The sequence below is a fragment of the Novosphingobium sp. FW305-C-111 genome, assembly GCF_058783565.1.
Window position 1 is genome coordinate 124,441 of record NZ_JBYSYP010000006.1, and the last position, 26,444, is coordinate 150,884.

Genomic DNA, 26,444 nt, shown 5'->3' on the forward strand with positions numbered 1-26,444 from the left:
GATCCGGTTACGAAACGGTCCAGCAGTACGGGTACCAGGGGCGGGAATTGTCCGGCAATCCAAACGATCAGGCACATCGGGCTTACGACGACAGCCCCGAGCGATTCCGCGCATCTCATCCGGAAGTTCGCTTCGACGGTTCGTCGGGTGTGCTGTTCGAACAGGCCATGGCGCAGACCCGCATGGCGATCTGCCTGTGCGACCCCCACCAGCCGGACATGCCCATCGTCTTCGCAAACCGTGCGTTCCGCGAACTGACCGGTTTCGACGAGAGCGAAATCATCGGGCATAACTGCCGGTTCCTGCAAGGTGAGGACACCGACCCCGCCGCCATCGAACGGGTTCGCCAGGCGATCGCAAGCGAGCAGGTCTGCGTTGTCGAACTGCTCAATTATCGCAAGGACGGCAGCAAGTTCTGGAACGCGCTGCACCTCGGCCCGGTGTATGACACCGATGACCGCCTGCTCTACTACTTCGGCAGCCAGTGGGACGTCACGGACGTTCGGGTCACCCGGGCGCGTGAGCGGTACGCCCGCGAAATGGCCCGCGAACTGTCCCACCGAATGAAGAACATGTTCGCGATGATCGGCGGAATCGTGAACATGACTGCGCGCGCGAAAGGGATCGAGGACGAAGCCCATCTCATCAACGAGCGTATCCAGGCACTGGGCCGCGCTTATGAGACGACGCTCGACGATGCGGCACGTGGCGCGGTCGAGATCGGGCAGGCGATCCGCTCTGTTCTCGAGCCCTACGATGTCGAAGGGCATCGGATCCGCCTGCTCGGCAATGGGCTGCGAACGGAATTCAGCGTGGTCTCGACTTTGGGCCTCGCGCTCCACGAACTGGCGGTGAATGCCAGGCAGCACGGAGCCCTGGCGAGCGAGGATGGCATGGTTTCTGTGGACTGGCGGCGTGAGAAGACCCGCGGAGGTGATGAAGCGATGATCCTCATCGACTGGGTGGAAGAAGGCGGACCGGAACTGGTGCTCCCTTCCGATCCTGAAGCGGGGTCAGGTTTCCAGATCGTCGATCGCCTCGTTTCCATGTCGCGGGGAACTATAGAGCGCGACTGGCGTCCAGAGGGTTTGCATGCAAAAGTCCGTCTGCCGTTGAAGGAGGAATTGTGATGGGGCGAGAAGACCCCTGCCGTATCCTCGTGCTGGACGATGAACCACTCATCCTGCTCGACCTGGAATATGCGGTCGAGGACGCCGGTTGCACGGCACTCACTGCCATGGACGCTGACGAGGCGCTGTCGCATATCGCTGCGCAGACCGTTTCCGCGGCAATCCTCGACGTGACGTTGGGCAAGGGTTGCACCTGCGAACCCGTGGTGCGGGAACTCGCGGCACGGGGCGTCCCTTATATTCTCCACACCGGCGACCTCGACCGGCTCGACGAAATGGTACGCGGTCTCGGTGGCGAGCTGGTGCCCAAGCCCACCCCCGCTTCGGTCGTGGTCGACCGGGCCTTGCGGCGGATCGAGGCGGATCGGTTGGTCGGCTGATCCGCATGTTGCATCCATGCGGTGCAATGTGAAATAGCACTGTTCGAAACGTGGAACGCGAACAGGCGAGGCTCGAGTAAATGCTGGTCACCATCGAACGCGACGGACCCGTCGCGACCGTCACCCTGAACCGTCCCGAAGCAATGAATGCGCTGTCTAAGGCCCTGCGCGCCGATCTCGCCGCAGCGATGCGCGAGGTGGCTGCGGATGACGCGATCCGCGCCGTCGTCCTGACCGGAGCCGGCGAGCGCGCCTTCACCGCCGGGCTGGATCTCAAGGAACTGGGCTCGGATACCTCGAACCTCGGTGCAGCAAACGCGGAAAGCGCGGCGGAGAACCCCGTCAAGGCGATCGAGCAGTGCCCCAAGCCGGTGATCGGAGCGATCAACGGCGTTGCCATCACCGGCGGTTTCGAGGTCGCACTCGCCTGCGACATCCTCATTGCCAGCGAGAACGCACGCTTCGCCGATACCCACGCCCGCGTCGGGATCATGCCCGGCTGGGGCCTGTCGCAGAAGCTGTCGCGGATGATCGGCATCTCGCGGGCCAAGGAGCTGTCGCTCTCGGGCAACTTCCTCGACGCGCAGACCGCTTGCGCCTGGGGCCTCGTGAACCGGGTCGTGCCGGCGGGCGAGCTGCTCACCGCGGCACGCAAGCTCGCGGCCGACATCGCCACCGCCGATCCCGGCATGGTGCAGTCCTACAAGCGGCTGATCGACGAAGGCTATGCGCGCTCGTTCGGCGACGGCATGGCGCTCGAGCATGAGCGCTCGTCCGCTGCCAACCGCCAGGTCGACGCGAGCGAAGTGGAGGCGCGCCGCCGTGCGGTGATGGAGCGCGGCCGCAGCCAGGCCTGAGCTACTTCCTGCCGAACGCGCCCGTCCGCTCGAGAAAGTCCGCGCCGCGTCCGGCGGAGTTGTAGACCTCGTGGACGAGGCCTGCCGCCAGCGGCAGGTCTTCCTGCTCGCGGAAGAGCCGCTTGTAGGCGAAGACCGAGTGCGGGCTCTGCCCGGCGATGGCGTCTGCCAGCTCGCGCACCTTCGCCGACAGGCCGTCGTCGGCGACACACTGGTTGGCGAGCCCGATCCGGGCGGCCTCTTCGCCGGTCACCGGAATCCCGGTCAGGCTGATCTCGCGCGCCTTGTATGTGCCGACCCGTCGCGGCAGGCGCTGGCTCATTCCCCAGATCGGGACGAGCGCGAACTTACCGTGGGTATCGGCGAACCGGGCGCTTTCCGATGCGACGATGATGTCGCCGGCCAGCGCCAGCTCGAGCCCGCCGGTATAGCAGCCGCCCTGGACGGCGACGATGACCGGCTGCGGCAGCTCGGCGAGGCGGGTCACGGTCCTGCCCTGGTAATTCGGGAAGGGCGGCTCCGCGGCGATCGCCTTGAGATCGTTGCCTGCGCAGAACACCGGGCCCGCGCCGCGCAGAACGACGACCATGATTTCTTCGCCTGCGGCATCGATCGTGTCGAGGTGGCCGTTCAGCGCCTCCCAGGTGGCGAGGTCGAGCGCGTTGCGCTTTTCCGGGCGATTGAGGGTGAGGAACGCGATCGCGCCCTCGCGTTCGAGCAGGACGGGACTTTCGCTCATTGGCCGATCTTCAGCAGGCGAGCGATTGCGGTCATCATGTCGCGGTTGAAGGCTTGGCTGATCGCCGCCTCGGCCACGACGTTGAAAGCGTGGATCGCGCCCGGGTAGCTGTGCAGCTCTACCGGCACCCCCGCGGCGACGAGCCGGCGGGCATAGTCAAGGTCCTCGTCGAAGAACAGGTCGAGGCTGCCGGTGCCCAGCCAGGTCGGCGGCAGGCGGGAGAGATCCTCGGCGAGCGCCGGGGAGAACCAGCCTTTGCGCTCGTCGTCCGCGGCGTAGTCGCCCTGCAAGGCCTTCCAGCCGAACTGGTTGGAGTCGCGTGTCCACACGAATTCACCGGTGCTGGGGTTGCCCCACGGGCAGGCGTCGCTGCCGGTACGATGGTCGAGCATCGGATACACCAGGAACTGCGCCGCGAGGGCCGGTCCGCCGCGATCGCGCGCCATCAGCGCCGTCGCTGCGGCCAGGCCGCCGCCGGCGCTCTCGCCGATGACGCCGATACGGTCGGGGTCGATACCCAGCGACGAGGCATTCGCGACGATCCAATTGAGCGCCGCATAACAGTCTTCCTGCGGTCCGGGGAACGGCGTCTCTGGTGCAAGGCGGTATTCGACCGAGGCGACCGGGATGCCTAGCGCCGCAGCCATTCCGGCTGGCCCGAACTGCATGACCCGGGCCGAGCCGACGATCATGCCGCCGCCATGGATATGCAGCAGCGCGGGTCGCCCGCTCGCCCCCGGGGTCGGATCGTAAAGGTAAAGCTCGATGTCGCCATCGGGTCCCGCAATCGTCCTGACGTCCGGCGCCAGTGCGGGCTCGCCGAACAGCGCGAAGCTGGCTTCCGATTGTGCCCGCATCTCTGCCAGGTTGTCATCCGTGAACCCGCGCAAGGGCACCGCCTCGATGACAGGCAGGATCTCAGGGTCGACGAGGTGCAGTGTGCTCAAGCTATCCTCCACGGGCGTCTAGGCGCGCTTTCGTTGCCGATGATGCTCCGGCAACACCCTGCATGCAAACCGAAACAGATGGATTGGCGGGAAATGTCGCCAGTTGACCGGGTCCGAATTGCTCTGATTTGCAACGTCTCGGGACCGCAGATGACACGGGGTCTGTCCGATCTGGACGCAGTTCGTCGATTTTTTAACCCAGTCTGTTGATCACACTGGGAATTTCATTCGAAATACTTCAAAATGGCACGAACGCGGATGTACCGGCATGCCGGACTCTGCGGGTCTAGGGGCTGACGGGGCAATGACGGACACCGAAATCGGGGCCAATCCGCTCGGCGGGCTGACCGCCAAGCAGCGCGAAGTGCTCGACCTGCTGATCCAGCACAAGACCTCGAAAGAGATCTCGCGCATCCTCGGAATCTCTCCCCATACCGTCGATCAGCGGATCATGCTGTCGCGCGCCAAGCTCAATGTCGCGACGCGCGGCGAGGTGGCGCAGGAATATCGCCGCCTCATCGGCCTATACGAACGATCCATATACGAGGATTCCCACGTCGCCAGCACAGCGTTCGACGCGCACACCGACCAGCAGGACGACGCGGAAGTCCGGGGGTTGGTGCCGTTTGGGGACGGGAGCCTACATCCGGCCGGTATGCCCTCCCAGGCTTACTACCACGTCCTCCCGGAGATGTTCGACGGGCCACACGGCACGCTGTTTCGTCTGGGGTACATCGTGGTGATCACGGTTTTCCTGATCGTCGCGGTCATGGGCGGCCTGGCCATGTTCTCGCAGCTCTACACCCTCGTCGACGTGCGCTAAGACCGCCGAACTTCTCCTTCATCGCAAACCTGACGGGACCGGCTCGCTGCCGGTGGAGGAGACATGCATGCCGATGAACCATGATACTGCCCGCCTGCGGATCACCCGCGAGCTGCGCGACGCCGAAAATGCGATCAACGAAGCTCTCCTGCGCCAGTCGTCGCTTTTTTCGACCCTCGTCACGGCACGCCGCGACACGGGCGAGGGCGCGTGCACCGGGCAGGACGCGCTGCTGCGCCTGACGCGCAGCCAGCAGTCGCTGCTCAGCGCCGGGGGGGACCTGGCGCGCGTTCACCGGCGACTGCTCGAGATCAACCGCGAAGTCGCGGGCGGCACCGACGAGTGCCCCCCGATGGGCGCAAGCAACAACCAGTTCTCGTGGCGCGCAGCCTGAGCGCTTGACCCGGACCAGCTATGGATGCTCGTGATGAATCATGCGACTGATAATTCTTGCCTTGTATCTGCTCGTTGTTGCGCTGATCGCCTGGAAAAGGGGCGGACGCCCCGAACAGGTGGTGGCCGGCATCATGGTGGTGAACATCGTGCTGGACTACGTCTATCACCTGATCTTCGGACCGAGCTCGTTCAGGCACATCGACCCGGTTCATCTTACGATGGACACGGTCTGCTTCCTGCTCTTCCTCGGGATCGCGCTGCGGGCCAACCGGGGGTGGACGTTGTGGGTCTGCGCGGCGCAGAACATCGTGATGCTTGGGCACTTGGGCAAGGTGTTCGAGGTGAACGCAGTCTTGCGCGGCTACTGGGCCATGACGCAGGCACCCTTCTACCTTCAACTGGCCTTTCTCGCCCTCGGCACGGTCGCGCATGTGATGCGGGTTCGCGCAATCGGTCCGTACAACTCGTGGCGGCTGGATCCGTCACTGGTGCAGCGCTCCGGGCGGAGTTCGCACGATGAGCGCGGGGAACTTTTGGCCCCGCGTCGTCGGTAACGAGGACCCTGCAGCCGATATTGCCAGCCAGGCGATCCTGGCATTGGCCCGCGAGCTCTATGCCGAGCGGCGCCGTCGGCACCGGTTCTTCGACGAGGATTTCTTCGGCGAACCGGCGTGGGACATCCTGCTCGACCTCTATGTGGCCGCACGGGAAAACCGCCGCGTGCCGACGACCAGTGCCTGCATCGGCGCGCATGTCCCGCCGACCACGGCGCTCCGCTGGCTCAGGATGCTCGAGGCACGGGGGCTGGTCGAACGCGAGCACGACGGACGCGACGGCCGTCGCACTTTCGTCGGGCTTTCGGACAAGGGCCTGGCCTCGATGGAAAGCTTCCTCGGCTCGACCCGGGCACGGCTTCTGCTGGAAATGGCGAGCTTTGCCGATGCCGAGGCAATGGCATCGGGCGAGCGGCTCGCCGCAGAATAGTGAGGTGATCGACAGGGGCCCGGGACGGAAAGCGCCCGGGCCCCTGACGCGTCAATAGCGCCAGCCGGCCTTGATCCCGAACATCTGCGGCTTGACCGGGTAGGCCCGGGCATAGGCGCCGCAGATGCTCGGCACGCAGACGGTGTTCAGGCTGAGGATGCCGCGCTCGTCGAACAGGTTCTGGGCGAACACCTCGAAGGTCACGTTGTCCCACTTGCCGCCGATCGACAGGTCGAAGGTGGTGAACGCGCCGGTCGGCGGCAGCACCTCGTTGCCGGCGGCGTCGAGCGTCAGGTAGGAGCGCGTGCCGCCCTGGTGCGAGACCGCGCCCTGGATATACGCGTCGACACTGCCGATCGGGTAGCTGTAGCGCAGGGCCATGTTGCCCTTGAACTTCGGCTGGGTCGGCAGGCGCGTGCCCTTGGGCGCGTCGATGCCGTTCGAGCAGTCCGGGTTGCCGGCGCGGATCGAGCAGAAGTCGGTCGTCAGCTTGGCGTCGATGTACGTCGCCGAGCCCGACAGGGTGACCGGTCCCGCACGCAGAACAAAGTCGCCCTCCGCGCCGTAGATCCGTGCGTCGCCGGCGTTGTAGGTGCTGATCACGCCCACCGAGCCGAACTGCGAAAGCCCGAACTGGAGGTCCTTCCACTTTTCGTAGAAGGCCGCGAGGTTGAGCGTCAGCATCCGGTCGAACAGCTGGCTCTTGTAACCAATCTCGAAGTTGTCGAGCTTGTCCGACTTGTACGGGTTGATCCCCGGCCGCCGGTTGATCCCGCCGGGACGGAAGCCGGTCGAGTAGGTGGCATAGAGCATCTGGTCGGGCGTCGCCTTCCAGGTCACGTTCACCTTGTGGGTCTCGCCGTCTTCCTTCACCGTCCGGTCGAACAGCAGGCACGGGTAGGGCCCGCTGGTCGGCGGGCAGGTGCTGGTGTCGGCCACCGTGCTGGCGAAGCCCGAGAACCCGGCAAGCGAGTTGCGCGTCTTGAAATAGCGGATGCCGCCGTTGATCGTGACCGTGGGCGTGATGTCGAAGGAGCCGTCGATGAACCCGGCGTAGTCGCGGTCGATGCGGTTGACGCGGGTGCAGAAGATGTCGTCGCCGCAGGTCGGCACCGACAGGCCGCCCGGGATCGAGGCAAGGCCGGGGATGATGTAGTCGGCCTTGATGAAGTCGGTCTGTCGTTCGTAGAACACGCCCGCGGTCAGCTTCCAGCGGTTGCCGGCGGGCGAGCTGATCCGCAGTTCATGGGTCTGCTTGGTGTAGTGGTCGCGCCCGCGGTAGGTCTGGGTCGGGTCGATGTTGCGGCCCTGCGCGTCGATGAAGCTGGCGTACGACGGGGCGAAGCTGTCGTAGGCGACGGTGTAGGACGAATAGTCCTGCGTCAGGTCGGTATCGCGCTCGAAGTACCCGCCGGCGTAGGTCAGGTCCCAGTTGCCGATCTTGCCGTTGATCGTCAGCATGGCCTGGTACCATTCGTCCGTGCCGAACTCGGGCGTGTAATTCTGGACCTGGAGATCGCCGACAGCCGGGTCGAACAGGTAGGCCCCGTTCGAGTCCTGCTTCTGGTAGATAATCGCCGGGGTGACGGTCCAGTTGTCATCGAGGTCGATGCCGAGCGCGAGGCGGCCGCCGTAGGTTTCAGTGTGGTTGAAGTTTTCCTTCACGAACGGCGCATTGGTCACCGTGAACGGCACGAGGTCCCCGTTGACGTTGAAGACCTGATAGGTGCGGGTTCCGGCGACATTGTCGATATACCCGCCGTCACGCTTGTAGAACGCCGAGCCGCGGATCGCCGCCATGTCGCTCAGCGGCACGTTGACGAACCCTTCGATCGACCCGCCGGACGAATTGCTGCCCTTGGCGAAGGTCGTGCCGGAGACGTCGATCCCGGCCTCTAACTTGCCCGGGTTCGGCTTCTTGGTGATCAGGCGCAGCGTGCCCGACAGCGAGCTTGCGCCGAACAGCGTGCCCTGCGGGCCGGAGAGCGCCTCGACCCGTTCGATGTCGTAGACGTGAAGATCGGGCGCGCCGCCGATCGTGGTCAGCGGGACCTCGTCGACATAGAGCGCGCTGGTCGGCTGCGGGCCGGAGTGGCTACCGTTGGCATTCGCGCCGCTCGATACGCCGCGGAAGTAGATCTGCGACTGGCCCGGACCGAACGACTGGAACGACACCGAAGGCAGCAGCTTGGCATAGTCGTCGAAGCTGGCGACCTGGAAGTTCTTGAGCTTGGCCTCGCTGAAGGCCTGGATCGAGATCGGCACGTCCTGCAGGTTTTCACTGCGCTTCTGCGCGGTGACGATGATCACCTCGCCGTCGTTGGCGGCCGCATCGGCGGCGGCGTCCTGCGCCAGCGCGGGCGCGGCGACGAGGGCCGAGGTGGCAAGGAAAGCCGCGCTGAGCGACCGGCGGGCGGAGTGACGCATGTCCAGATGACCCCCATCCTGTTACATATGATATGATGCTGCACCTGCGTAACTGGGCGCGTCAAGGCGGGGTCGGAAAGCGGCGCATGCTAACCTGCGCGCTGTTGCCAGTTTACAACGATGTCAGTGCCCCACTGCGCCCTGCCATCCCGTCAGCGCCGGACCGAGCGCGGCCTCCAGCGGGCCAAGGAACGGGGCGAACGGCTTCCAGCTTTCGGTGCCGTCACGATTGATCGGGCGGCGGACCTGTTCGGAGCTGGCCGTGCGCACCGCGCGGTCGTTGCGCCAGAACTCCAGGCAGGCCGGTTCGAACGCGAGACCGCAGTGGGCGAGCAGGGCGCGCACTTCGCTTTCGGTGTCCTCGACCATGCGTTCGTGAAGCACGCGGTGGACCCGGCCGGGCAGGACCGCGTCGATGTGGTCCATCAGTCGGACATAGTCGGCATAGTAGCGGCCGAGGTCGGCAAGGTCATAGGCGAACGCCTGCCCGCGCGCGAAGTGCTGGCGGAAGTTGGAAAAACCGCAGGGCAGGGGGTGCCGCCGCGCATCGATGATCGTCGCGTTCGGCAGGACCAGCGCGATGAACGCGGCGTGGACCCAGTTGTTGGGCAGCTTGTCGATGAACAGCGGCCGATCGGTGCGGCGGTGAATGCGGGTGCGTTCGAGATACTCCGCGCCGAGCTCTGCCAGCCGCTCCGCCGAGAGCGCGCCGAGGCACTCCGGATAATCCGCCTCGCGCCGCGCCAGCACCGGGATGTCGTGAAGCTCGCTGGTCCCCTCGACGCGGCTATGGCTGGAAAGGATCTGCTCGACCAGCGTCGAACCCGCCCGGGGCATGCCTAGGATGAAGATCGGGTCGGGAGCGGGGCAGCCGTTGCCGGCGTTGCGGGCGAACAGCTCGGGGGTCACCGATGCGATCATCCGGTCGACGAACCGGGTGGTCTCGTCCGCGTCATAGGGCAAACCCTTGCGCCGCAGGGCGTTGCCAGCGGCATAGTGCGCGAACGCGCGCGCCGGATCGCCGGCATCCTCCAGCGCCTTGCCCAGCGCGAAGTCGAGGTGGAAGCGGTCTTCGTCCGACAGGTCGCCGCCGTCCAGAAGGCGCTGCATCTGCGCCAGATCGTCGGCGTCGAAGCGCACGGTCTTGAGGTTGGCGAGGCTCCACCATGCCTCGCCCAGGCCCGGCTGGATCGCGATGGCGCGGCGGTAGGCTGCGATGCTCTCGTCCTGCCGCCCGACGGTCTTGAGCAGGTGGCCCTGGCTCATCCACACCAGCGGCTGGTCGGGCATCTCGCGCAGCACCTGGTCATAGAGCGCCAGCGCTTCGTCGAAGGCACCGATCCGGCCATAAGCGGCGGCTTCGAGGTTGGCGTGGCCGGTGTTGTCGGGATCATCGGCCTTGACCCGCGCCAGCTCTGCCAGCGCCTCGCCCGGACGGTTGGTGCGGTAGAGCACGAGCGCGAGGTTGGCGCGGGCGGCGGTGAACCACGGGGCGAGTTCGATCGCCCGGCGCAGCAGCACCTCGGCGTCGCGATAGCGGCCGATCCGCCCGGCCAGTTCGGCCATCATCCGGATCGCGGCGACGTCGAACGGGTCGGCCTTGAGCTGCTGGCGGAGCAGGGGCTCGGCCTCGGCCAGCCGGTTGGCGTTGAGCGCAGCCGCCGCGGCGACGAGGCGGGGGTTGCTTGCCGGGAGTGCGGTGCTGGCCATCGCCGTGGTGCTAGCCGAGGGCAGGGGCAGGGCGCAACGGAATCGCGGATGCAGGTCGAAAGCCCAGGGGCACCGGAAGAAAACGTCGTCATGCTGAACTTGTTTCAGCTTCCCCTTCGTCGCTCTCCCAAGCGCAGTGCGGCGCGCCGCCTCGCCACTTCGCTGTCCACGAGCTGGCGGAACCGTACTCGCGCGGGATGCTGAAACAAGTTCAGCATGACGATGCTGGTGGGGGAGGGGATCCCTTTGTTGCAGGCGGTGTGACGGAAACGGCGGGGGAGGGACGCGCCCGCCCCCACCGCATTCCGATCAGTCGCCAAAGGTGCGCTGCCACCAGCCGCGCCGCGGCGGTTCGGCGGGTGCTGCAGCCTCGGCTTCCGCCGCGGCTTCGACAGCCGGTTCGGGAGCAGGCTGTTCGGCCACCGGTTCCGGTGCGGCCTCGACGGCCGGCGCGTCCTCGGCTTTGGCCTTCTTCGCGCGGGTCCGCTTGGGCTTGGCCGGGGCTTCCTCGACCGGCGCCTCGACGGCAGCCGGTTCGGCGGCAGGGGCCGCTTCCGTTTCGGCCGCAGGCACAGCCTTCTTGCGGGTGCGCTTGGGCTTCGCGGGCGCTTCCGCTGCCGGCGTCTCTGCTGCAGGAGCGGCCTCGGCTTCCGCCACAGTGGCTTCGACCGGAGCAACCTCCTCGGTCACCTTCTTGCGGCTGCGGCGCTTCTTGGGCGCAGGCTCGGCGGCGTCCTCGACCGGAGCCGGGGCTTCGTCGACCGGGGCATCGGCGTCTTCGGCCACCGGCTCGGCAGCGTCAGCCGGAGCGTCGCCGGCTTCGGCTTCACCGGCCTCGCCGTTCTCCGCGCCGTCCTCGCGCAGGCCGCCCCGCCGGCGACGACCGCGACGGCGACGCTTGCGCCGGCCGTTGCCATCGCCCCCATCGTCGTTCTGGGCAGCGTCCTCACCGCGTTCGGCGTCCGCGTCGCCCTGGGCTTCGCTTTCGCCTTCGCCTTCGCCCTGCTCGTCGGAGCCGGCTTCGCGGGCCTCGCCCTCACCGCGGTCGCGGCCACGGCCACGGCGGCGCTTGCGGCGCTTGCCGCGGCGGCCTTCATCCTCGTCGTCGGAGCGGCGCTCGCGCGCATCCTCCTGCTCATCCTCGGTGTCGTAATCGTCCTCGACGACATCGTCCTCCTCGGGCTCGACGATCGGCTCGAAGCGGGGCACGAACTCGGGCCGGGGCCCGCGCGAGGCGACGCGCATCTTCGCGCCTTCGTTCTCGCCTTCGGGGATCACCTCGACCGAGACGCCATAGCGCTCCTCGATCTCGGCGAGATCGCCGCGCTTGGCGTTGAGCACGTAGATCGCCGCTTCCTGGCTGGCGAACAGCGAAATGATGCTGCCCTTGCCCTTGGCGGCTTCGTCCTCGATCATCCGCAGCGCCGAAAGGCCGGCGGACGAGGCGGTGCGGACCAGGCCCGAACCGTCGCAGTGCGGGCACGCGCGGGTGGTCGCCTCGAGCACGCCGGTGCGCAGACGCTGGCGGCTCATCTCCATCAGGCCGAAGCCGGAAATGCGGCCGACCTGGATGCGGGCGCGGTCGTTCTTGAGCGCGTCCTTCATCGCCTTCTCGACCTTACGGATATTCGATCCGTACTCCATGTCGATGAAGTCGATGACGACGAGCCCGGCCATGTCGCGCAGGCGCAGCTGGCGGGCGATTTCGCGCGCGGCCTCGAGGTTGGTCGAGAGCGCGGTCGCCTCGATCCCGTGTTCCTTGGTCGAACGGCCGGAGTTGATGTCGATCGAGACCAGCGCCTCGGTCGGGTTGATGACGAGGTAGCCGCCGCTCTTAAGCTGGACGACCGGATCGTACATCGCGGTCAGCTGGTCCTCGGCGCCATAGCGCTGGAACAGCGGGACCGGATCGGCATACTGCTTTACCCGCTTGGCGTGGCTGGGCATCAGCAGCTTCATGAAGTCTTTGGCGGCGCGGTAGCCGTTGTCGCCTTCGACCACGACCTCTTCGATGTCGCGGTTGTAGATGTCGCGGATCGCGCGCTTGATCAGGTCGCTGTCCGAATGGATCAGCGCCGGGGCGCTCGAGCGCATCGTGGTTTCGCGGATCTCGTCCCACAGGCGGGCGAGATAATCGAAGTCGCGCTTGATCTCGGGCTTGGTCCGCTGGAGGCCCGCGGTGCGGACGATGCAGCTCATCGACTTGGGCAGGTCGAGCTCGCCGATGATCGACTTGAGCCGCTTGCGGTCGGTGGCCGAGCTGATCTTGCGGGAAATGCCGCCGCCGTGGCTCGAATTCGGCATCAGCACGCAGTAGCGGCCGGCAAGGCTGAGGTAGGTGGTCAGCGCCGCGCCCTTGTTGCCGCGCTCTTCCTTGACGACCTGGACGAGCAGCACCTGGCGGCGCTGGATGACGTCCTGGATCTTGTAGCGGCGGCGCAGCGCCATCCGCTTGGCGCGCAGCTCGTCGGCTTCCTTGCCCTGGCTGCGACCCTGGCGGCGACCGCGGCGCGGCCGGCGGCCACGGCCACCCTCGTCGCCATCCTCTTCGCTGCCTTCCTCGTCGGAGGCTTCGGATTCGTCGTGGCTTTCCTCGCCCGCATCGTCGTGCGCGTCTTCGTCATCGAAGCCGTTTTCGACGTGGCCGCCTTCGATCGTCGCGACCTGGTCGTGACTGCCCGAATCTACTTCGGTCAGGCCGCCGCCCATGTCCTCGCTGTGATCGTGGTCTTCGATCCGGTCGAGCGCGGATTCGCCGTAATCGTCCTCGTCGTCGTCCTCGGCGGCGCGCAGCGCGGCTTCCTCGGCGGCGTGGGCGGCCTCTTCCGCGAGCAGGGCCTCGCGGTCCTCCTTGGGGATCTGGTAGTAGTCAGGGTGGATTTCGCTGAAGGCGAGGAACCCGTGGCGATTGCCGCCGAAATCGACGAACGCCGCCTGGAGCGACGGTTCGACCCGGGTTACCTTGGCGAGATAGATGTTGCCCTTGATCTGCTTGTGATCGGCAGATTCAAAGTCGAATTCCTCAATACGATTGCCCTTGAGCACCGCCACCCGGGTTTCTTCCTGGTGGCGCGCATCGATCAGCATGCGCGTTGTCATCAAATGTTCTCCGTCCGCGCGCCCGCAGGATCACTCCTGCCGCTCCTGTGAGGGAGGGGGCTGCGCGGTTCTTGTGATAAGCGCAGCGCACGCGGGACGAGGCGTCTGCCTGTCCCGTCGCGGCCACGAATGCGGATTTGCCGGATCGGAGCGGCTTGCGCTCCACGCCCGGCGGCGAGGTACGTGCGTCTGCTGCGATGACGCTGCGCGGCGAAAGGCGCGCCAGCAGGTCCGTCACGATCGCAGCGGCCCTTTCGGGACCTTGCGACTGGAACGGAACACGGCTCATCATCACGGCTTCAACCTTCTGGGTGGGCGGGGTCTTTATGAAATCGGCCCTTGGTCCCACGACCCGGATGTGCGGCCAGCTGGCCCCGGTTTTCCTGCCCTTCGGGAGGGTTGCCGCCCGCGCGACCTTCAAGGGATTGCGGTGCTGGCGAGGCCGGGATCGGAGCTGGCTTGCTCCGGTGAGATGGGTGCTAGCACCGCTTTTGCAAAGCTACAATTAAAACCGTGACATGGGATCGTCACACCGCGGTCGCCCCGGCGTTAACCGTTTTGCGCTGGACCGGGCGGGGCGCGGCGGGGCATAGCACGGTCCGGAGATGGACAAGCGACTGAAGATCGCCGGGATCGCAACCCTGCCGCTGCTGGCCCTCGCCGGGCTCGGCGTGGCGGTGCGGACGTCGCAGGCGAAAGTGCCCGACTACGTGCTTCACGTGCCGCTGCCGCCGGTCGGCGGGGCGGTCGGCCTGCCGGTGATCGAGGGTCCGCCCGACGCCAGCCGCCCGCTGGTGGTGATCGACGCCGGCCACGGCGGCCACGATCCCGGGGCGAGCGGCGCGGGGGGGCTGCGCGAGAAGGACCTGACCCTCGCGCTCGCCCAGTCGCTGCGCCAGGCCCTGCTGCAAAGCGGCAAGGTCCGCGTCGCGCTGACCCGTAGCGACGACCGCTTCCTGGTGCTCGACGAACGTTCCGGGATCGCCCGGCGGATGGGCGCGGACCTGTTCATTTCGGTCCACGCCGATGCCGCCGACAACACTGATGCGAGCGGCGCGACGGTCTATACCCTGTCCGACACCGCCTCCGACACCGTCGCGGCGAAGCTGGCGGCGCGGGAGAACAAGGCCGACGTCGTCAACGGCGTCTCGCTCGGTGACAAGTCCGACGCGGTGAGCTCGATCCTCGTCGACCTCTCGCGGCGCGAGATGGCGCAGCGTTCGGTCAGGTTCTCCGATCTCGTCCTGCGCGAGGGCGAGGGGCGGATGCGGTTTCACGGCAATCCGCAGCGCGGCGCGGGGTTCGTGGTGCTCAAGTCGCTCGACATGCCATCGGTGCTGATCGAGGCCGGCTATATCAGCAACGCCGCCGACGCCCAGTCGCTCGACGACGCCGCCTGGCGCAGCGGCTTTGCCGAGACGCTGGCCAAGGCGATCGAGATATTCCTCGCCACCTCTTCATCGCAGGACGGGTGAGCGCGCCGCGAGGCCACTGGCATCGCCCGCGCCCTCCGTGCTAGGGCACGCCCCCATATGGCCGAAGACACGCCCGCGTCGCAGAATATAGCCTTCCGCCTCCGCCGTGACGCCACGGGCGCACGCGACTGGCTGCGCGAGAGGTGGCGCTCGAGCAAGTGGGTGCGCCGCGCCGGCTGGCTCGCGCTGCTTGCCCTCGCCGCATATGGCGTGATCTGGGTGACGATCGCCCGCGACCTGCCCTCGGCCGACAAGCTGCTGACCTACGAGCCGCCGCTGCCGACCATGGTCCGCGGCGTCGATGGCGAGATCGTCTCGAGCTATGCCCGCGAACGCCGTGTCCAGCTGCGCTTCGTCGATTTCCCCAAGCCGATGATCAATGCGTTCCTCTCGGCCGAGGACAAGACCTTCTGGAGCCACGGCGGCGTCGACTATCCGGGCTTCCTCGGCGCTGTGGTCGACTACGTGACCAAGCTCGGCTCGGGCACCCGCGCCAAGGGCGGCTCGACCATCACCCAGCAGGTCGCCAAGAACATCCTGCTCGGCGACGAATATTCGGTCACCCGCAAGCTCAAGGAAATCATCCTCGCCCGGCGGATCGAGGGCGTGCTCAACAAGGAGCAGATCCTCGAGCTCTATCTCAACGAGATCCCGCTCGGCCGCCAGAGCTTCGGCGTCCAGGCCGCGAGCCGCGCCTACTTCAACAAGGACGTCGGCGACCTCCAGCTCCACGAGGCGGCATTCCTCGCGATCCTGCCCAAGGCGCCCGAAAAATACGGCCGCGCCAAGAACGCCGAGGAGGCGCTGGAGCGGCGCAACTACGTGCTCGACCAGATGGTCTCGAACGGCTGGGCGAGCGCGCAGGACGTCGCGACCGCGAAGGCGCAGCCGCTCGGCCTCGTCCCCCGGCGGGCCGAAAACTACGATACCGACGCCGGCTATTTCCTCGAGGAAGTGCGCCGCCAGCTGATCGGCCAGTTCGGCGAAAAGGCCGAGGACGGGCCCCATTCGGTCTATGCGGGCGGGCTGTGGGTGCGCACCTCGCTCGACACCAAGCTGCAGAAGGCAGCGCAGGATTCGCTGCGGGCGGGCCTGCTTCGCTACAGCGGCGGGCGCGCTTGGCATGGGCCGATCGCCACGCTCAAGGCCGGGGACAACTGGCAGAGCGAGCTGATCACCTCCAACATCAGCATCAAATATCAGGACTGGAAAATCGCCGTCGTGCTGAAGCGCAGCGGCAGCGGCGCGGAAATCGGCTTTGCCGACGGCTCGACCGGGCGGCTGACCTCGGCGCCCGATGCGATGAAGGCCGGCGACGTCATCGCGGTCGCACCGGCGGGCGGTGACAGCTATGGCCTGCGCACCATTCCTGAAGTGTCCGGGGGCATGGTCGTGGAAGACCCGCGCAACGGCCGGATCCTCGCCATGCAGGGCGGGTTTGACGCGCGGCTCGGCTCGTTCAACCGCGCCACCCAGGCCAATCGCCAGCCGGGCTCGACGATCAAGCCGTTCGTCTATGCCACCGGGCTCGACAACGGGATGACCCCGGCGTCGATGGTCGTGGACGGGCCGTTCTGCGTCTATCAGGGCTCGGTTCTGGGCAACAAGTGCTTCCGCAACTTCGGCAACGAGGGTGGATCGGGCAGCCACACGATGCGCTGGGGGCTCGAACAGTCGCGCAACCTGATGACCATCCGCATCGCCAACGACACCGGCATGGACAAGGTCGTCTCGACCATCAAGCGCGTCGGCATCGGACAGTACGATCCGTACCTGTCGATGGCGCTGGGCGCGGGCGACACCACGGTGCTGAAGATGGTCAACGCCTATGCCGCGCTCGCCAACGAGGGGCGGCAGCACGAACCGACCGTGATCGACTATGTCCAGGACCGCAACGGCAAGGTCATCTGGAAGGCCGACAAGCGCCGCTGCGATGCCTGCAACATGGCGCAGTGGGACGGCAAGCCGATGCCCCGCCTGAAGGAAAGCGGCCAGCAGGTGCTCGACGCGCGCACCGCGTATCAGGTGGTCCACATGCTCGAAGGCGTGGTCATCCGCGGCACCGCGGTGAGCCTGCGCGACCTCGGCCTGCCGCTGTTCGGCAAGACCGGCACGACCTCTGGCCCGACCAACGTGTGGTTCGTCGGCGGCACGCCCGACATCATCGCCGGGGTCTACATGGGCTATGACCAGCCGCGCAGCCTGGGCGGCTATGCCCAGGGCGGACGCATCGCCGCGCCGATCTTCAAGCAGTTCGTCCAGGCCACCCGCAGCCAGTGGAGCGACGTGCCCTTCGCCGTCCCGCCGGGGGTGCGCATGGTCCGCATCGACCGCGTTTCCGGCAAGCGGGTGTTCGAAGGCACGCCCAACAACGAGGATCCCAAGGCCGGGATCATCTGGGAGGCGTTCAAGCCCGATACCGAACCCAAGCGCACGATCAACGCGGGCGAACTTAACGCCAAGGAAGCCGTTATCGAAGCCATCCGCCGCGCCCGCGAAGCCCGCGCTGCGCAGACCGCCGGACCCGCGGCGAAGACCCAGCAGGAAGACTTCGTCGAGGAGCAGGGCGGGATCTACTGATCTTTCGTCATCGCCGCGGTATCTCTGGATCGGGTTCACGCAAAGGCGCGAAGAAAGAAGGAAGGCGCAAAGGTGCTGCGCGCTGCCGCAGGCTACCTGTTCATCTGGTCGTTGCGGCAAACGGGACCGGGCGGAGCAGAAGCCGGCCTCGCCGGATGAGTGACACCTTTGCGCCTTCTTTCCCTTTGCGCCTTTGCGCGAACCCATGAAACGGCCGAGCGTCGAGAGCGATTTTGCATTTTCCCGCAACGGTGATCTACTCACTGCAACCCAAGCGGAGAACCAGCCATGAAGCGCCTGCCCGTCCTGCTCGCCGCCGCCGTCCTGGCGCTAGTGCCTACCGCCTCGCAGGCCGAACTGGCGCAGGGCGCCGCCGCCCCGATGTTTGCCGCGCGCGGGGCGCTGGGCGGGAAGGTGTTTTCCTTCAACCTGCGCGACGCGCTCAAGCGCGGGCCGGTGGTGCTCTATTTCTATCCCAAGGCGTTCACCTCCGGGTGCACGGCTGAGGCCCACGCCTTTGCCGAGGCCAGCGACGAGTTCGCCGCCGCCGGGGCGACCGTGATCGGGATGTCGAACGACGACATCGGCACCTTGCGCAAGTTCTCGACCGAGGCCTGCCGCGACAAGTTCGCCGTCGCCAGCGCCAGCCCGGCGGTGATCCGCGCCTATGGCGTGAACCTCGTCCGCGACGGGCAGGACACCGGCCTTGCCAGCCGCACCAGCTATGTCATCGCAGCCGATGGCCGGGTGGCGATGGTTCATTCGGAGATGGATTGGCGCGACCATGTGCGCCTGACGCTGGAAGCGGTGCGGGCGATGAAGGGTAACTGAAGCGTCATTGCGAGGGGCGAAGCCACCGCGGCAATCTGGTTTCGCGCACGGGCGATCTGGTTTGCTTCGCTTCGCTCGCAATGACGAGGTGGTTCAACGCAAAGTTATCTCGCGGTAAAGCCCCTCAGCTTTCCAGCGACCCCGAAAGCGAGGGCTGTTCGCTCGACTCGCGCCGCCATCCGAACAGGCGCTCCGCCACAAGCAGCCCCAGAACCGCGCCGGCAAGCTGCGCCACGATGAACGCGGGCGCATCGGCGGGCGCAATGCCCGCGAACGTGTTTGACAGCGAGCGCGCGAGGGTGACCGCCGGATTGGCGAACGAGGTCGATGCGGTGAACCAGTAAGCCGCGACGATAACCAGCGCGACCGAAACCGGCACGGCCTCAGGGCGCACGCGCAGGGTACCGAGGATGGTCAGGACGAGCGCGAACGTCGCTACGATCTCGGAAAGCCATTGCGACGGCCCGCTGCGGGCATGGTCCGACCACTGCAGCAGCGGCAGGTCGAACATGGCGTGGGCCAGGACAGCCCCGGCCACCGTCCCCGCCAGTTGCGCGACGACATAGGCGCCCGCGAGCGGCGGCGGCACCTCCTTGCGCAAGGCGAAGACCAGCGTCACCGCGGGATTGAAGTGCGCGCCCGAAATGGGCCCCAGCGCCACGATCAGGACATAGAGGATCGCGCCGGTCGCGATCGTGTTCGCGAGCAGCGCCACGGCGAGGTTACCCTGCGCGAGCGTCTCGGCCATGATCCCCGAACCGACCACGGTGGCGAGCAGGAGCGCACTGCCGATGGCCTCGGCGGCAATCGTCTGGCGTTTTGAATAGGTCACCGCACGCGCTCTCCGGCGTAATTCACGACCAGTTCGCCGTCTTCCTTGCGAAACTCGCCGCGCTGCGGCGGAAGCAGGTCGAGGACGTCTTCCGAGGGCCGGCAGAGCCGCACGCCGTTCGGGGTGACGACGATCGGACGGTTCAGCAATACCGGATGCGCTTCGATCGCGTCGAGCAGCGCGTCGTCGCCGAGCGAAGGATCGCCAAGGCCGAGATCGCCGAACGGAGTCCCCTTTTCGCGCAGAACGCTGCGGAGAGGCACGCCCATGCGCTCTACCAGTTGGCGCACCATACTCCGGCTGGGCGGACTTTTGAGGTATTCGACCACGTGGGGTTCCACGCCCGCATTGCGGATCAGGGCGAGCGTGTTGCGCGATGTCCCGCAGGCGGGATTATGGTAGATGATCACGTCCATGGCGCGCGCGTATACAACGCAAATTTCAGTTTTGCGACGTCTCCGGATGAGTGCCCGCGGTCGCTGCTGTCCTACATTGCTGCGACCTGCCAAGGTGCGCGCCGCTCTTTGATCTCGTCCAGTTACGCCCGGGCTGTCGCCGCCGGCTGCGCTTTCTCGCGGGCGAGTAACCCGTCATCCACGACGCAACACGCTGAAAACTTGGGGAGGACCGGGGTGACACGGTGTCACCCTGTGTAACCCTTCGCTGCTGCGGGACTCTCCCGCCGCCTTGACCTTCACGCCCGCTCCGCTAAGCGGTCCGGCTCGAATTTCGCTGGAGTGAACCATCATGCGTGCCGAAGGGCAGGCCCATATCGACCGCATCGAGGCCGCGCTGGCGCTGGTCCGCAAGTTCCTTGTCTGGGATCGCGCGGTGCGGCGGCTCGACGAGCTCAACGCGCGGGTCGAAGACCCGGACCTGTGGAACGATCCCAAGGCGGCCGAGGCGGTGATGCGCGAGCGGCGGCGGCTCGAGGCGTCGATCGGCACGGTCAACACCATCGCGCAGGAAATGGCCGACGCGGTCGAGTTCGTCGAACTCGGCGAAATGGAAGACGACGAGGCAACCATCCAGGAAGGCCTCTCGACTCTGGCCGCGCTGGCCGAGCGCGCCGATGCCGACAAGGTCCAGGCGCTGCTCGCCGGCGAAGCCGACGCCAACAACGCCTTCCTCGAGGTCCACGCCGGCGCCGGCGGGACCGAGAGCCAGGACTGGGCCGAGATGCTCCAGCGGATGTACACCCGCTGGGCCGAACGCCACGGCTACAAGGTCGATCTCGTCGACTACCACGCCGGCGAAGCCGCCGGGATCAAGAGCGCGACGCTGCTGATCAAGGGCGAGAACGCCTATGGCTATGCCAAGACAGAGAGCGGCGTCCACCGCCTCGTCCGGATCAGCCCCTACGACAGTTCGGCGCGGCGCCACACGTCGTTCAGCTCGGTCTGGGTCTATCCCGAGATCGACGACAACATCGAGGTCGAGATCAACCCCGCCGACCTCAAGATCGACACCTACCGCGCTAGCGGCGCCGGCGGGCAGCACATCAACACCACCGACTCGGCGGTGCGGATCACCCACGTGCCCAGCGGGATCATCGTCGCCAGCCAGCAGGACCGCAGCCAGCACAAGAACCGCGACATCGCGATGAACATGCTGAAGGCCCGGCTCTACGAGGCCGAGCTGGCCCGGCGCGAGGCGGCGGCGAGCGGCGAGTATGCCGCCAAGACCGAGATCGGCTGGGGCCACCAGATCCGCTCCTACGTCCTCCAGCCGTACCAGCAGGTGAAGGACCTGCGCACCGGCTACGTTTCGACCAACCCGTCCGACGTCCTCGACGGCGCGCTCGACCCGTTCATGGCGGCGGCGCTGTCGCAGAAGGTGACCGGCGAGAAGGTCGACGTGAAGGACGACGACTGAGCCTCGCCGTCCCCCGGCTTTGCCAACCGCGGCGCAAGGCGGTAAGGGGCCGCATGGTTCGGGTCGCGCCCTTCGTGCAGGCTTTGGCGGCGGGTGCCGCCCTGCTTCTCGCCGGCTGCGACAAGGCGGGCGATGCGAACCGGCCGGAGACCTCGCGCGAGTTTCCTTCGCCGCATCGGCCGGTTTCGGCGGTGGGCTCCAATCAGTTCTCGACCGAGCAGGAGCGCGACAACCGCAACGAGGCGCAGACGGTCATGGACCTTGCCGCGATCGCGCCCGGGATGCGCGTGGCCGATATCGGCGCGGGCGAGGGGTACTATACCGTGCGGCTCGCCGAGCGAGTGGGGGCCAAGGGCCGGGTCGTGGCCGAGGATATCGACCGCGACGCAATGGGCCGGCTGGCCAACCGGGTCGAGAAGGACAAGCTCGCCAACGTCTACACCCAGCTTGGCACCGTGGACGATCCGAAGCTGCCGGCCGACGGCAGCTTCGACCGGATTTTCATGGTCCACATGTACCACGAGGTGAGCGAGCCCTATGCATTCCTGTGGCGGCTGCGGCCCGCGCTGAAGGCGGGGGGACAGCTGATCGTCGTCGATATCGACCGCCCGACGAACAAGCACGGCATCCCGCCTGCGCTGCTGTTCTGCGAATTGGAAGCGGTGGGCTTTCGCTTGGTCGAATTTGTCCGTAAGCCCGAAATAGCCGGGTATTACGCCCAGTTCGAGGCGACCGGGGACCGGCCGGAGCCGGGGGCGATCAGGCCATGCCGTCTGGAAGGCGGCCAGGTTGTGCGCCAGTAGAGGTGCTGAAGAGGAAAAAATGTCCAGTTTCAAGGGTTTGAAGCCGATCCTTTACGGCGGACGTGAAGTCTGGCCGCTCGTCGAAGGCGGCAAGGGCGTCTCGGCCACCAATCATGCCAGCTCCGGCGCGTGGGCGGCGGCAGGCGGGATCGGCACGGTCAGCGCGGTCAACGCCGACAGCTACGACGCCGAAGGCAAGATCATTCCACAGATTTATGCCCAGCTGACCCGCAAGGAACGGCACGAGCAACTGATCCGCTACGGCATCGACGGCGCGGTCGAACAGGTCCGCCGCGCGCACGACATCGCCGGCGGCAAGGGCGCGATCAACATCAACGTCCTGTGGGAAATGGGCGGCGCGCAGCAGATCCTGGAAGGCGTGCTGGAAAAGACCCGCGGGCTGGTCACCGGCGTGACCTGCGGCGCGGGCATGCCCTACAAGCTGAGCGAAATCGCCCAGCGCTTCAACGTCAACTACCTGCCGATCATCTCGTCGGCGCGTGCGTTTCGCGCGCTGTGGAAGCGGGCGTATCACAAGGTATCCGACCTGATGGCTGCGGTGGTCTATGAAGACCCGTGGCTGGCTGGTGGGCACAACGGCCTGTCCAATGCCGAAGATCCGCTCAAGCCCGAAGATCCGTACCCCCGCGTCAAGGCGCTGCGCGACACGATGCGCGCCGAGGGCGTTTCGGACGACGTGCCGATCGTGATGGCGGGCGGGGTCTGGTACCTGCGCGACTGGAACGACTGGATCGACAACCCTGAACTGGGCTCGATCGCCTTCCAGTACGGCACGCGGCCGCTGCTGACCGAGGAAAGCCCGATCCCGCAGGGGTGGAAGGACGCACTCCGTACCATCGAGCCGGGCGACGTGCTGCTTCACCGGTTTTCGCCGACGGGGTTCTATTCCTCGGCGGTGCGCAACCCGTTCCTCCGCAACCTCGAGGCGCGGTCGCAGCGGCAGATCCCATACTCGCGCGTCCAGGCCGGCGAGCACACCGTGCAGCTCGACGTCGGGGTCAAGGGCAAGAACTTCTGGGTCGCCCCGCGCGATCTCGAACGCGCCCGCGGCTGGGCCAACGAGGGTCACACCCAGGCGCTGCGTACGCCTGACGACACCGTGGTGTTCGTCTCGCCCGAAGAGCGCGAGATCATTCGCAAGGACCAGGCCGACTGCATGGGCTGCCTGTCGCACTGCGGGTTCTCGGCGTGGAAGGACCACGACGACTACACCACCGGCCGCCTTGCCGATCCGCGCAGCTTCTGCATCCAGAAGACCCTGCAGGACATCGCGCATGGCGAGCCGATCGACCAGAACCTGATGTTCGCGGGCCACGCGGCCTACAAGTTCAAGCAGGACCCGTTCTATTCGAACAACTTCACCCCGACGGTGAAGCAACTGGTCGACCGGATCCTGACGGGCGACTGATCAGCCGGCTTCCGGGGCACCCGCATCGGTGGGCGCTCCGGCCAGCGGCATCACGATCTGGTGCGAGTAGCGGAAGTGCTGGTCGAGATAGCGGGTGAGCGCGGCCATCAGGACCGCGAAGCGCGCGTCGTCGCCGGCGATGCTCTGCCGGTCGAGGCCGAACCAGCGCCGCCGGGCGCCTGACAGGGTCTCGCCATCGGTCAGGTAGGCCGCGACCTGTGCCTGGACGCTGCGCGCCTTGGCGATCCTCCCGCGAGCGTCACCGAGCGAGAGTTCGCCGGCGATCACGGCGTTGGCGGTCGGGCAGAAAAACGTGCCGCAGGTTCGCGGTCGGACCTTGTGATAAGCGGTGCAGGCCGTCCCGCTCAGCGCCTGGCATGGCTGCGCACAGCCCTTGCCGGTTTCGCAGTCGGACAGGGCGAAGCCGGCGGTTTCGACAGCTCCCGTCTCGTCTGGCGTCACCGGCACGAAATCGAACAGCGACCCATCGCAGCACATGCCGCAATGAAGGCACAGATCTCCGATATCGTGTTCGCCCGCTTTCATGGCCCGCGTGATCGCACATCGGTGCGAGCACTCAAAGCCGCGATGTCAGTCGAATTCCCAGGCGCGCTCGCCGTGGCTGGCGAGGTCGAGCCCTTCGCGTTCGTCGTCCTCGCTGACCCGCATCGGGATGACCATCGAGACCATGAGCGCCGCGATGGCGGTGGCGACTGCGCTCCACAGCGCGACCACGCCCACACCAACGAGCTGGGCGACCAGCTGGCCGCCGAGGCCCATGCCGGCGGCGTAACCGGTCCCGCCGAACGCCGGGGCGATGAACACCGCGAGGAGGACCGAGCCGATCATGCCGCCGACACCATGGACGGCGAAGACATCGAGCGAATCGTCGATCTTCAGCTTCTGTTTCACCAGCTGGATCATCGGATAACAGACGCCCGCCGCCACCGCGCCGAACAGCATGGCTGCGCCGGGCGAGATGTAGCCGGCAGCAGGGGTGACGGTAGCAAGGCCGGCTATCGCGCCGGTCGCGAAGCCCACCGAAGTCGGCTTGCCCACGGTGAACCGTTCGACGAGCAGCCAGACCAGCGCAGCGGCGCAGGCGGCGGTGTGGGTGTTGATGATCGCCGCCGCGGCGTCGTCGTTTGCGGCGAGCGCCGAGCCGCCGTTGAAGCCGAACCAGCCCACCCACAGCAGCGCTGCGCCGGCCATCGTCAGGGCGGGGCTGTGCGGCAGCATCAGAGTCTTGGGGAAGCCGTTGCGGCGACCGAGCAGCAGCGCGACGACCAGCGCGGACACGCCTGCGGTGGTGTGGACGACGATGCCGCCGGCAAAGTCCATCGTGCCGAGCTTGGTCGCGAGCCAGCCGCCGCCCCACACCCAGTGCGCAACGGGAGCATAGACCAGCAGGCCCCAGATCGCGCAGAAGCCCACGACCCAGCCAAAGCGGGCGCGATCGACCCACGCGCCGACCATCAGTGCCGGGGTGATTATCGCGAAACACATCTGGAACAGCGCGAACGCGCTTTCCGGGATGGCGTAGTCGCCGCGCACATTGCCGAGGTCGAGCAGCATCCATGCGTTGCCGGCACCGAGCCAGCCGCCATGAACCTCGCCGAACGCCAGCGTATAGCCCACCGCGATCCACAGCAGCGAAGCGACGGCGGCGATCGCGCCGACCTGGACCAGCACCGCAAGGAAGCCCTTGGCGCGGACGAGGCCGCCGTAGAAGAGAGTGAGGCCCGGCATGGTCATCAGCACGACAAAGGCCGAGGATACCAGGATCCACGCGGTGTCGCCCGAATCGACCGGATCCGTGGCCAGGTCCTGGGCGAACGCCAGAGTCGGGGCGAGCGCGGCTAATGCCGCGGCAGTCGTCACCAGTTTGCGCATGGTTCTTGTCCCTCCCGCGGAAACTCCGGGCGCAGTTCCGGTCCGCTGGAAGGGCCTCTAGGGCAACAATCGATGATCGGACAAGGCCGAAGCGACCGATTGTTGTTCAAATTGCGGACATGGCCACCGGTTCAGACCAGCCCTTCGAGAACCTGATCTGGCGGGCGGTGTCCGTCGGCCCAGAAGCGGATGTTGGCGATCACGCGCTCGCCCGATGCCTCGCGGCCTTCGAAGGTTGCGCTGCCGACATGGGGGAGCAGGACCACATTGGGCAGCGCCAGGAGCCGGGGATTGACCGCGGGCTCGTTCGAAAAGACGTCGAGTCCCGCGCCGCCAAGCCGGCCGGATTCGAGCGCGTCGATCATCGCCGCTTCTTCGACGAGGTCGCCGCGGGCGGTGTTGATCAGATAGGCTTCGGGCTTCATGAGCCCAATCCGCCGGGCGTCGATCAGGTGGTGCGTCTCGGCGGACGAGGGGCAGTTGAGGCTGAGGATGTCAGCCTCGCGCACCAGCGTGTCGAGTTTGGGCTCATACCGCACGCCGAGCATGTTCTCGAGCGCTTCGGGCAGGCGGTGGCGGTTGTGATAGACGACCGACAGCCCGAAAGCGCGGGCGCGGTGGGCGACGGCCTGGCCGATCCGGCCCATTCCGACGATGCCCAGCACCTTCCCGCCAAGCCGGTGGCCGAGGAGCGTCGAGGGTGCCCAGCCTTCCCACTGACCCGAGGCCAGCGTCCGTGCCGCCTCGCCGAAGCGGCGCGGGACCAGCAGGATCAGCGCCATGGTCAGGTCGGCGGTATCGTCGGTGAACACGCCCGGCGTGTTGGTGACCATGATCTTGCGCGCCTTTGCGGCGGCGAGGTCGATGTGGTCGGTGCCTGCCCCATAGTTGGCGATCAGCTTGAGGCGATCACCGGCGGCAGCCAGCATTTCCGCATCGATCAGGTCTGTCACCGTCGGGACCAGCACGTCGCAGTTGCGCATCGCGGCGATGAGCTGCTGCCGGTTGAGCGGCGTATCCGTGGGGTTGAGCGAGACGTTGAACAATTCGTCCATCCGCGATTCGACCGCCGGGAGCAGGCGGCGGGTGACGATGACCGCGGGCTTGCCCTCGATCCGCCGGGTGATCCGCCTGTCGGCGTCGCTGCTGTGGATGACCATGTAGCAGCGCTAGAACGCGCGGGATATTTCGGTCAAGCGCATGGTTCCCTCAATGCCCGCGTTCCGGTACGGGG

The 26,444-nt window shown here is 66.8% G+C and carries 23 protein-coding genes; 13 read left to right on the plus strand and 10 right to left on the minus strand.

The window, feature by feature from the left end:
* Positions 1-47 precede the first annotated feature (47 nt).
* The 3 genes from AC3WLD_RS08905 to AC3WLD_RS08915 all read left to right on the plus strand — a co-directional run bounded on the left by AC3WLD_RS08905 (position 48) and on the right by AC3WLD_RS08915 (position 2,367).
* Positions 48-1,130 carry a PAS domain-containing protein gene (locus AC3WLD_RS08905; protein ID WP_492556595.1) on the plus strand — a complete coding sequence of 361 codons (1,083 nt, stop codon included), beginning with the start codon at positions 48-50 and terminating at the stop codon, positions 1,128-1,130.
* Entirely contained in the window at positions 1,130-1,510 is a 381-nt protein-coding gene (locus tag AC3WLD_RS08910; protein ID WP_492556596.1) for a response regulator, read from the plus strand. Before AC3WLD_RS08905 ends, AC3WLD_RS08910 begins: the two co-directional genes overlap by 1 nt.
* Positions 1,511-1,590: 80 nt before the next feature.
* Positions 1,591-2,367, plus strand: a complete 777-nt coding sequence (locus AC3WLD_RS08915; protein ID WP_492556597.1) for an enoyl-CoA hydratase — start codon at positions 1,591-1,593, stop codon at positions 2,365-2,367.
* Between the two features lies 1 nt (position 2,368).
* Here AC3WLD_RS08915 and AC3WLD_RS08920 read toward each other — a convergent pair whose 3' ends face one another.
* Both AC3WLD_RS08920 and AC3WLD_RS08925 read right to left on the minus strand, forming a co-directional pair.
* Positions 2,369-3,106 carry an enoyl-CoA hydratase/isomerase family protein gene (locus tag AC3WLD_RS08920; RefSeq protein WP_492556598.1) on the minus strand — a complete coding sequence of 246 codons (738 nt, stop codon included), beginning with the start codon at positions 3,104-3,106 and terminating at the stop codon, positions 2,369-2,371.
* Complete coding sequence (locus AC3WLD_RS08925) at positions 3,103-4,053, minus strand: alpha/beta hydrolase (RefSeq protein ID WP_492556599.1); 951 nt, start codon at positions 4,051-4,053, stop codon at positions 3,103-3,105. Before AC3WLD_RS08925 ends, AC3WLD_RS08920 begins: the two co-directional genes overlap by 4 nt.
* Positions 4,054-4,357: 304 nt before the next feature.
* Between AC3WLD_RS08925 and AC3WLD_RS08930 the strand changes: the two genes are divergently transcribed.
* From AC3WLD_RS08930 to AC3WLD_RS08945, 4 genes are all read left to right on the plus strand, one after another.
* Entirely contained in the window at positions 4,358-4,876 is a 519-nt protein-coding gene (locus AC3WLD_RS08930; RefSeq protein WP_492556600.1) for a helix-turn-helix transcriptional regulator, read from the plus strand.
* A 67-nt stretch (positions 4,877-4,943) separates the two neighbouring features.
* Complete coding sequence (locus tag AC3WLD_RS08935) at positions 4,944-5,270, plus strand: hypothetical protein (RefSeq protein ID WP_492556601.1); 327 nt, start codon at positions 4,944-4,946, stop codon at positions 5,268-5,270.
* 40 nt (positions 5,271-5,310) lie between these two features.
* Positions 5,311-5,826 (plus strand): hypothetical protein, encoded by a 516-nt coding sequence (locus AC3WLD_RS08940; protein WP_492556602.1) that lies wholly within the window; start codon positions 5,311-5,313, stop codon positions 5,824-5,826.
* Entirely contained in the window at positions 5,789-6,256 is a 468-nt protein-coding gene (locus tag AC3WLD_RS08945) for a winged helix DNA-binding protein (protein WP_492556603.1), read from the plus strand. The genes AC3WLD_RS08940 and AC3WLD_RS08945 overlap by 38 nt, the downstream gene beginning before the upstream one ends.
* Positions 6,257-6,307: 51 nt before the next feature.
* On the opposite strand, the gene AC3WLD_RS08950 is transcribed toward AC3WLD_RS08945, so the two are convergent.
* The 3 genes from AC3WLD_RS08950 to AC3WLD_RS08960 form a co-directional block, all read right to left on the minus strand.
* A complete protein-coding gene (locus tag AC3WLD_RS08950) occupies positions 6,308-8,683 on the minus strand; it encodes a TonB-dependent receptor (RefSeq protein WP_492556604.1) in 2,376 nt (791 codons plus the stop codon).
* A gap of 123 nt (positions 8,684-8,806) precedes the next feature.
* Positions 8,807-10,393 carry a tetratricopeptide repeat-containing sulfotransferase family protein gene (locus AC3WLD_RS08955; protein WP_492556605.1) on the minus strand — a complete coding sequence of 529 codons (1,587 nt, stop codon included), beginning with the start codon at positions 10,391-10,393 and terminating at the stop codon, positions 8,807-8,809.
* Positions 10,394-10,702: 309 nt separating this feature from the next.
* Positions 10,703-13,492: an Rne/Rng family ribonuclease gene (locus AC3WLD_RS08960; RefSeq protein WP_492556606.1), complete on the minus strand. Its 2,790-nt coding sequence runs from the start codon at positions 13,490-13,492 to the stop codon at positions 10,703-10,705.
* A 605-nt stretch (positions 13,493-14,097) separates the two neighbouring features.
* On the opposite strand from AC3WLD_RS08960, the gene AC3WLD_RS08965 reads away from it, so the two are divergent.
* From AC3WLD_RS08965 to AC3WLD_RS08975, 3 genes are all read left to right on the plus strand, one after another.
* On the plus strand, positions 14,098-14,967 hold the full coding sequence (locus AC3WLD_RS08965; RefSeq protein ID WP_492556607.1) for an N-acetylmuramoyl-L-alanine amidase family protein: 870 nt from the start codon (positions 14,098-14,100) through the stop codon (positions 14,965-14,967).
* Between the two features lie 57 nt (positions 14,968-15,024).
* Positions 15,025-17,547, plus strand: a complete 2,523-nt coding sequence (locus AC3WLD_RS08970; protein WP_492556608.1) for a penicillin-binding protein 1A — start codon at positions 15,025-15,027, stop codon at positions 17,545-17,547.
* A gap of 288 nt (positions 17,548-17,835) precedes the next feature.
* A complete protein-coding gene (locus AC3WLD_RS08975; RefSeq protein WP_492556609.1) occupies positions 17,836-18,378 on the plus strand; it encodes a peroxiredoxin in 543 nt (180 codons plus the stop codon).
* A 124-nt stretch (positions 18,379-18,502) separates the two neighbouring features.
* On the opposite strand, the gene AC3WLD_RS08980 is transcribed toward AC3WLD_RS08975, so the two are convergent.
* Positions 18,503-19,210 (minus strand): MIP/aquaporin family protein, encoded by a 708-nt coding sequence (locus AC3WLD_RS08980; protein ID WP_492556610.1) that lies wholly within the window; start codon positions 19,208-19,210, stop codon positions 18,503-18,505.
* On the minus strand, positions 19,207-19,626 hold the full coding sequence (arsC, locus tag AC3WLD_RS08985; RefSeq protein ID WP_492556611.1) for an arsenate reductase (glutaredoxin): 420 nt from the start codon (positions 19,624-19,626) through the stop codon (positions 19,207-19,209). The genes AC3WLD_RS08980 and arsC overlap by 4 nt, the downstream gene beginning before the upstream one ends.
* Before the next feature lie 331 nt (positions 19,627-19,957).
* Here arsC and prfB point away from each other — a divergent pair, with 331 nt between their 5' ends.
* From prfB to AC3WLD_RS09000, 3 genes are read left to right on the plus strand one after another with little or no spacing between them, the layout of a single operon-like run.
* Positions 19,958-21,085, plus strand: a complete 1,128-nt coding sequence (gene prfB, locus AC3WLD_RS08990; RefSeq protein WP_492556612.1) for a peptide chain release factor 2 — start codon at positions 19,958-19,960, stop codon at positions 21,083-21,085.
* A 53-nt stretch (positions 21,086-21,138) separates the two neighbouring features.
* Complete coding sequence (locus tag AC3WLD_RS08995; protein ID WP_492556613.1) at positions 21,139-21,888, plus strand: class I SAM-dependent methyltransferase; 750 nt, start codon at positions 21,139-21,141, stop codon at positions 21,886-21,888.
* A 19-nt stretch (positions 21,889-21,907) separates the two neighbouring features.
* Positions 21,908-23,317: an NAD(P)H-dependent flavin oxidoreductase gene (locus AC3WLD_RS09000; protein WP_492556614.1), complete on the plus strand. Its 1,410-nt coding sequence runs from the start codon at positions 21,908-21,910 to the stop codon at positions 23,315-23,317.
* Here the strand turns inward: AC3WLD_RS09000 and AC3WLD_RS09005 are convergent, their stop codons facing one another.
* From AC3WLD_RS09005 to AC3WLD_RS09015, 3 genes are all read right to left on the minus strand, one after another.
* Positions 23,318-23,863, minus strand: coding sequence for a CxxCxxCC domain-containing protein (locus AC3WLD_RS09005; protein WP_492556615.1), 546 nt, complete (start codon positions 23,861-23,863; stop codon positions 23,318-23,320).
* Between the two features lie 45 nt (positions 23,864-23,908).
* A complete protein-coding gene (locus AC3WLD_RS09010) occupies positions 23,909-25,210 on the minus strand; it encodes an ammonium transporter (protein WP_492556616.1) in 1,302 nt (433 codons plus the stop codon).
* 131 nt (positions 25,211-25,341) lie between these two features.
* Positions 25,342-26,370: a 2-hydroxyacid dehydrogenase gene (locus tag AC3WLD_RS09015; RefSeq protein ID WP_492556617.1), complete on the minus strand. Its 1,029-nt coding sequence runs from the start codon at positions 26,368-26,370 to the stop codon at positions 25,342-25,344.
* Positions 26,371-26,444: the final 74 nt, after the last annotated feature.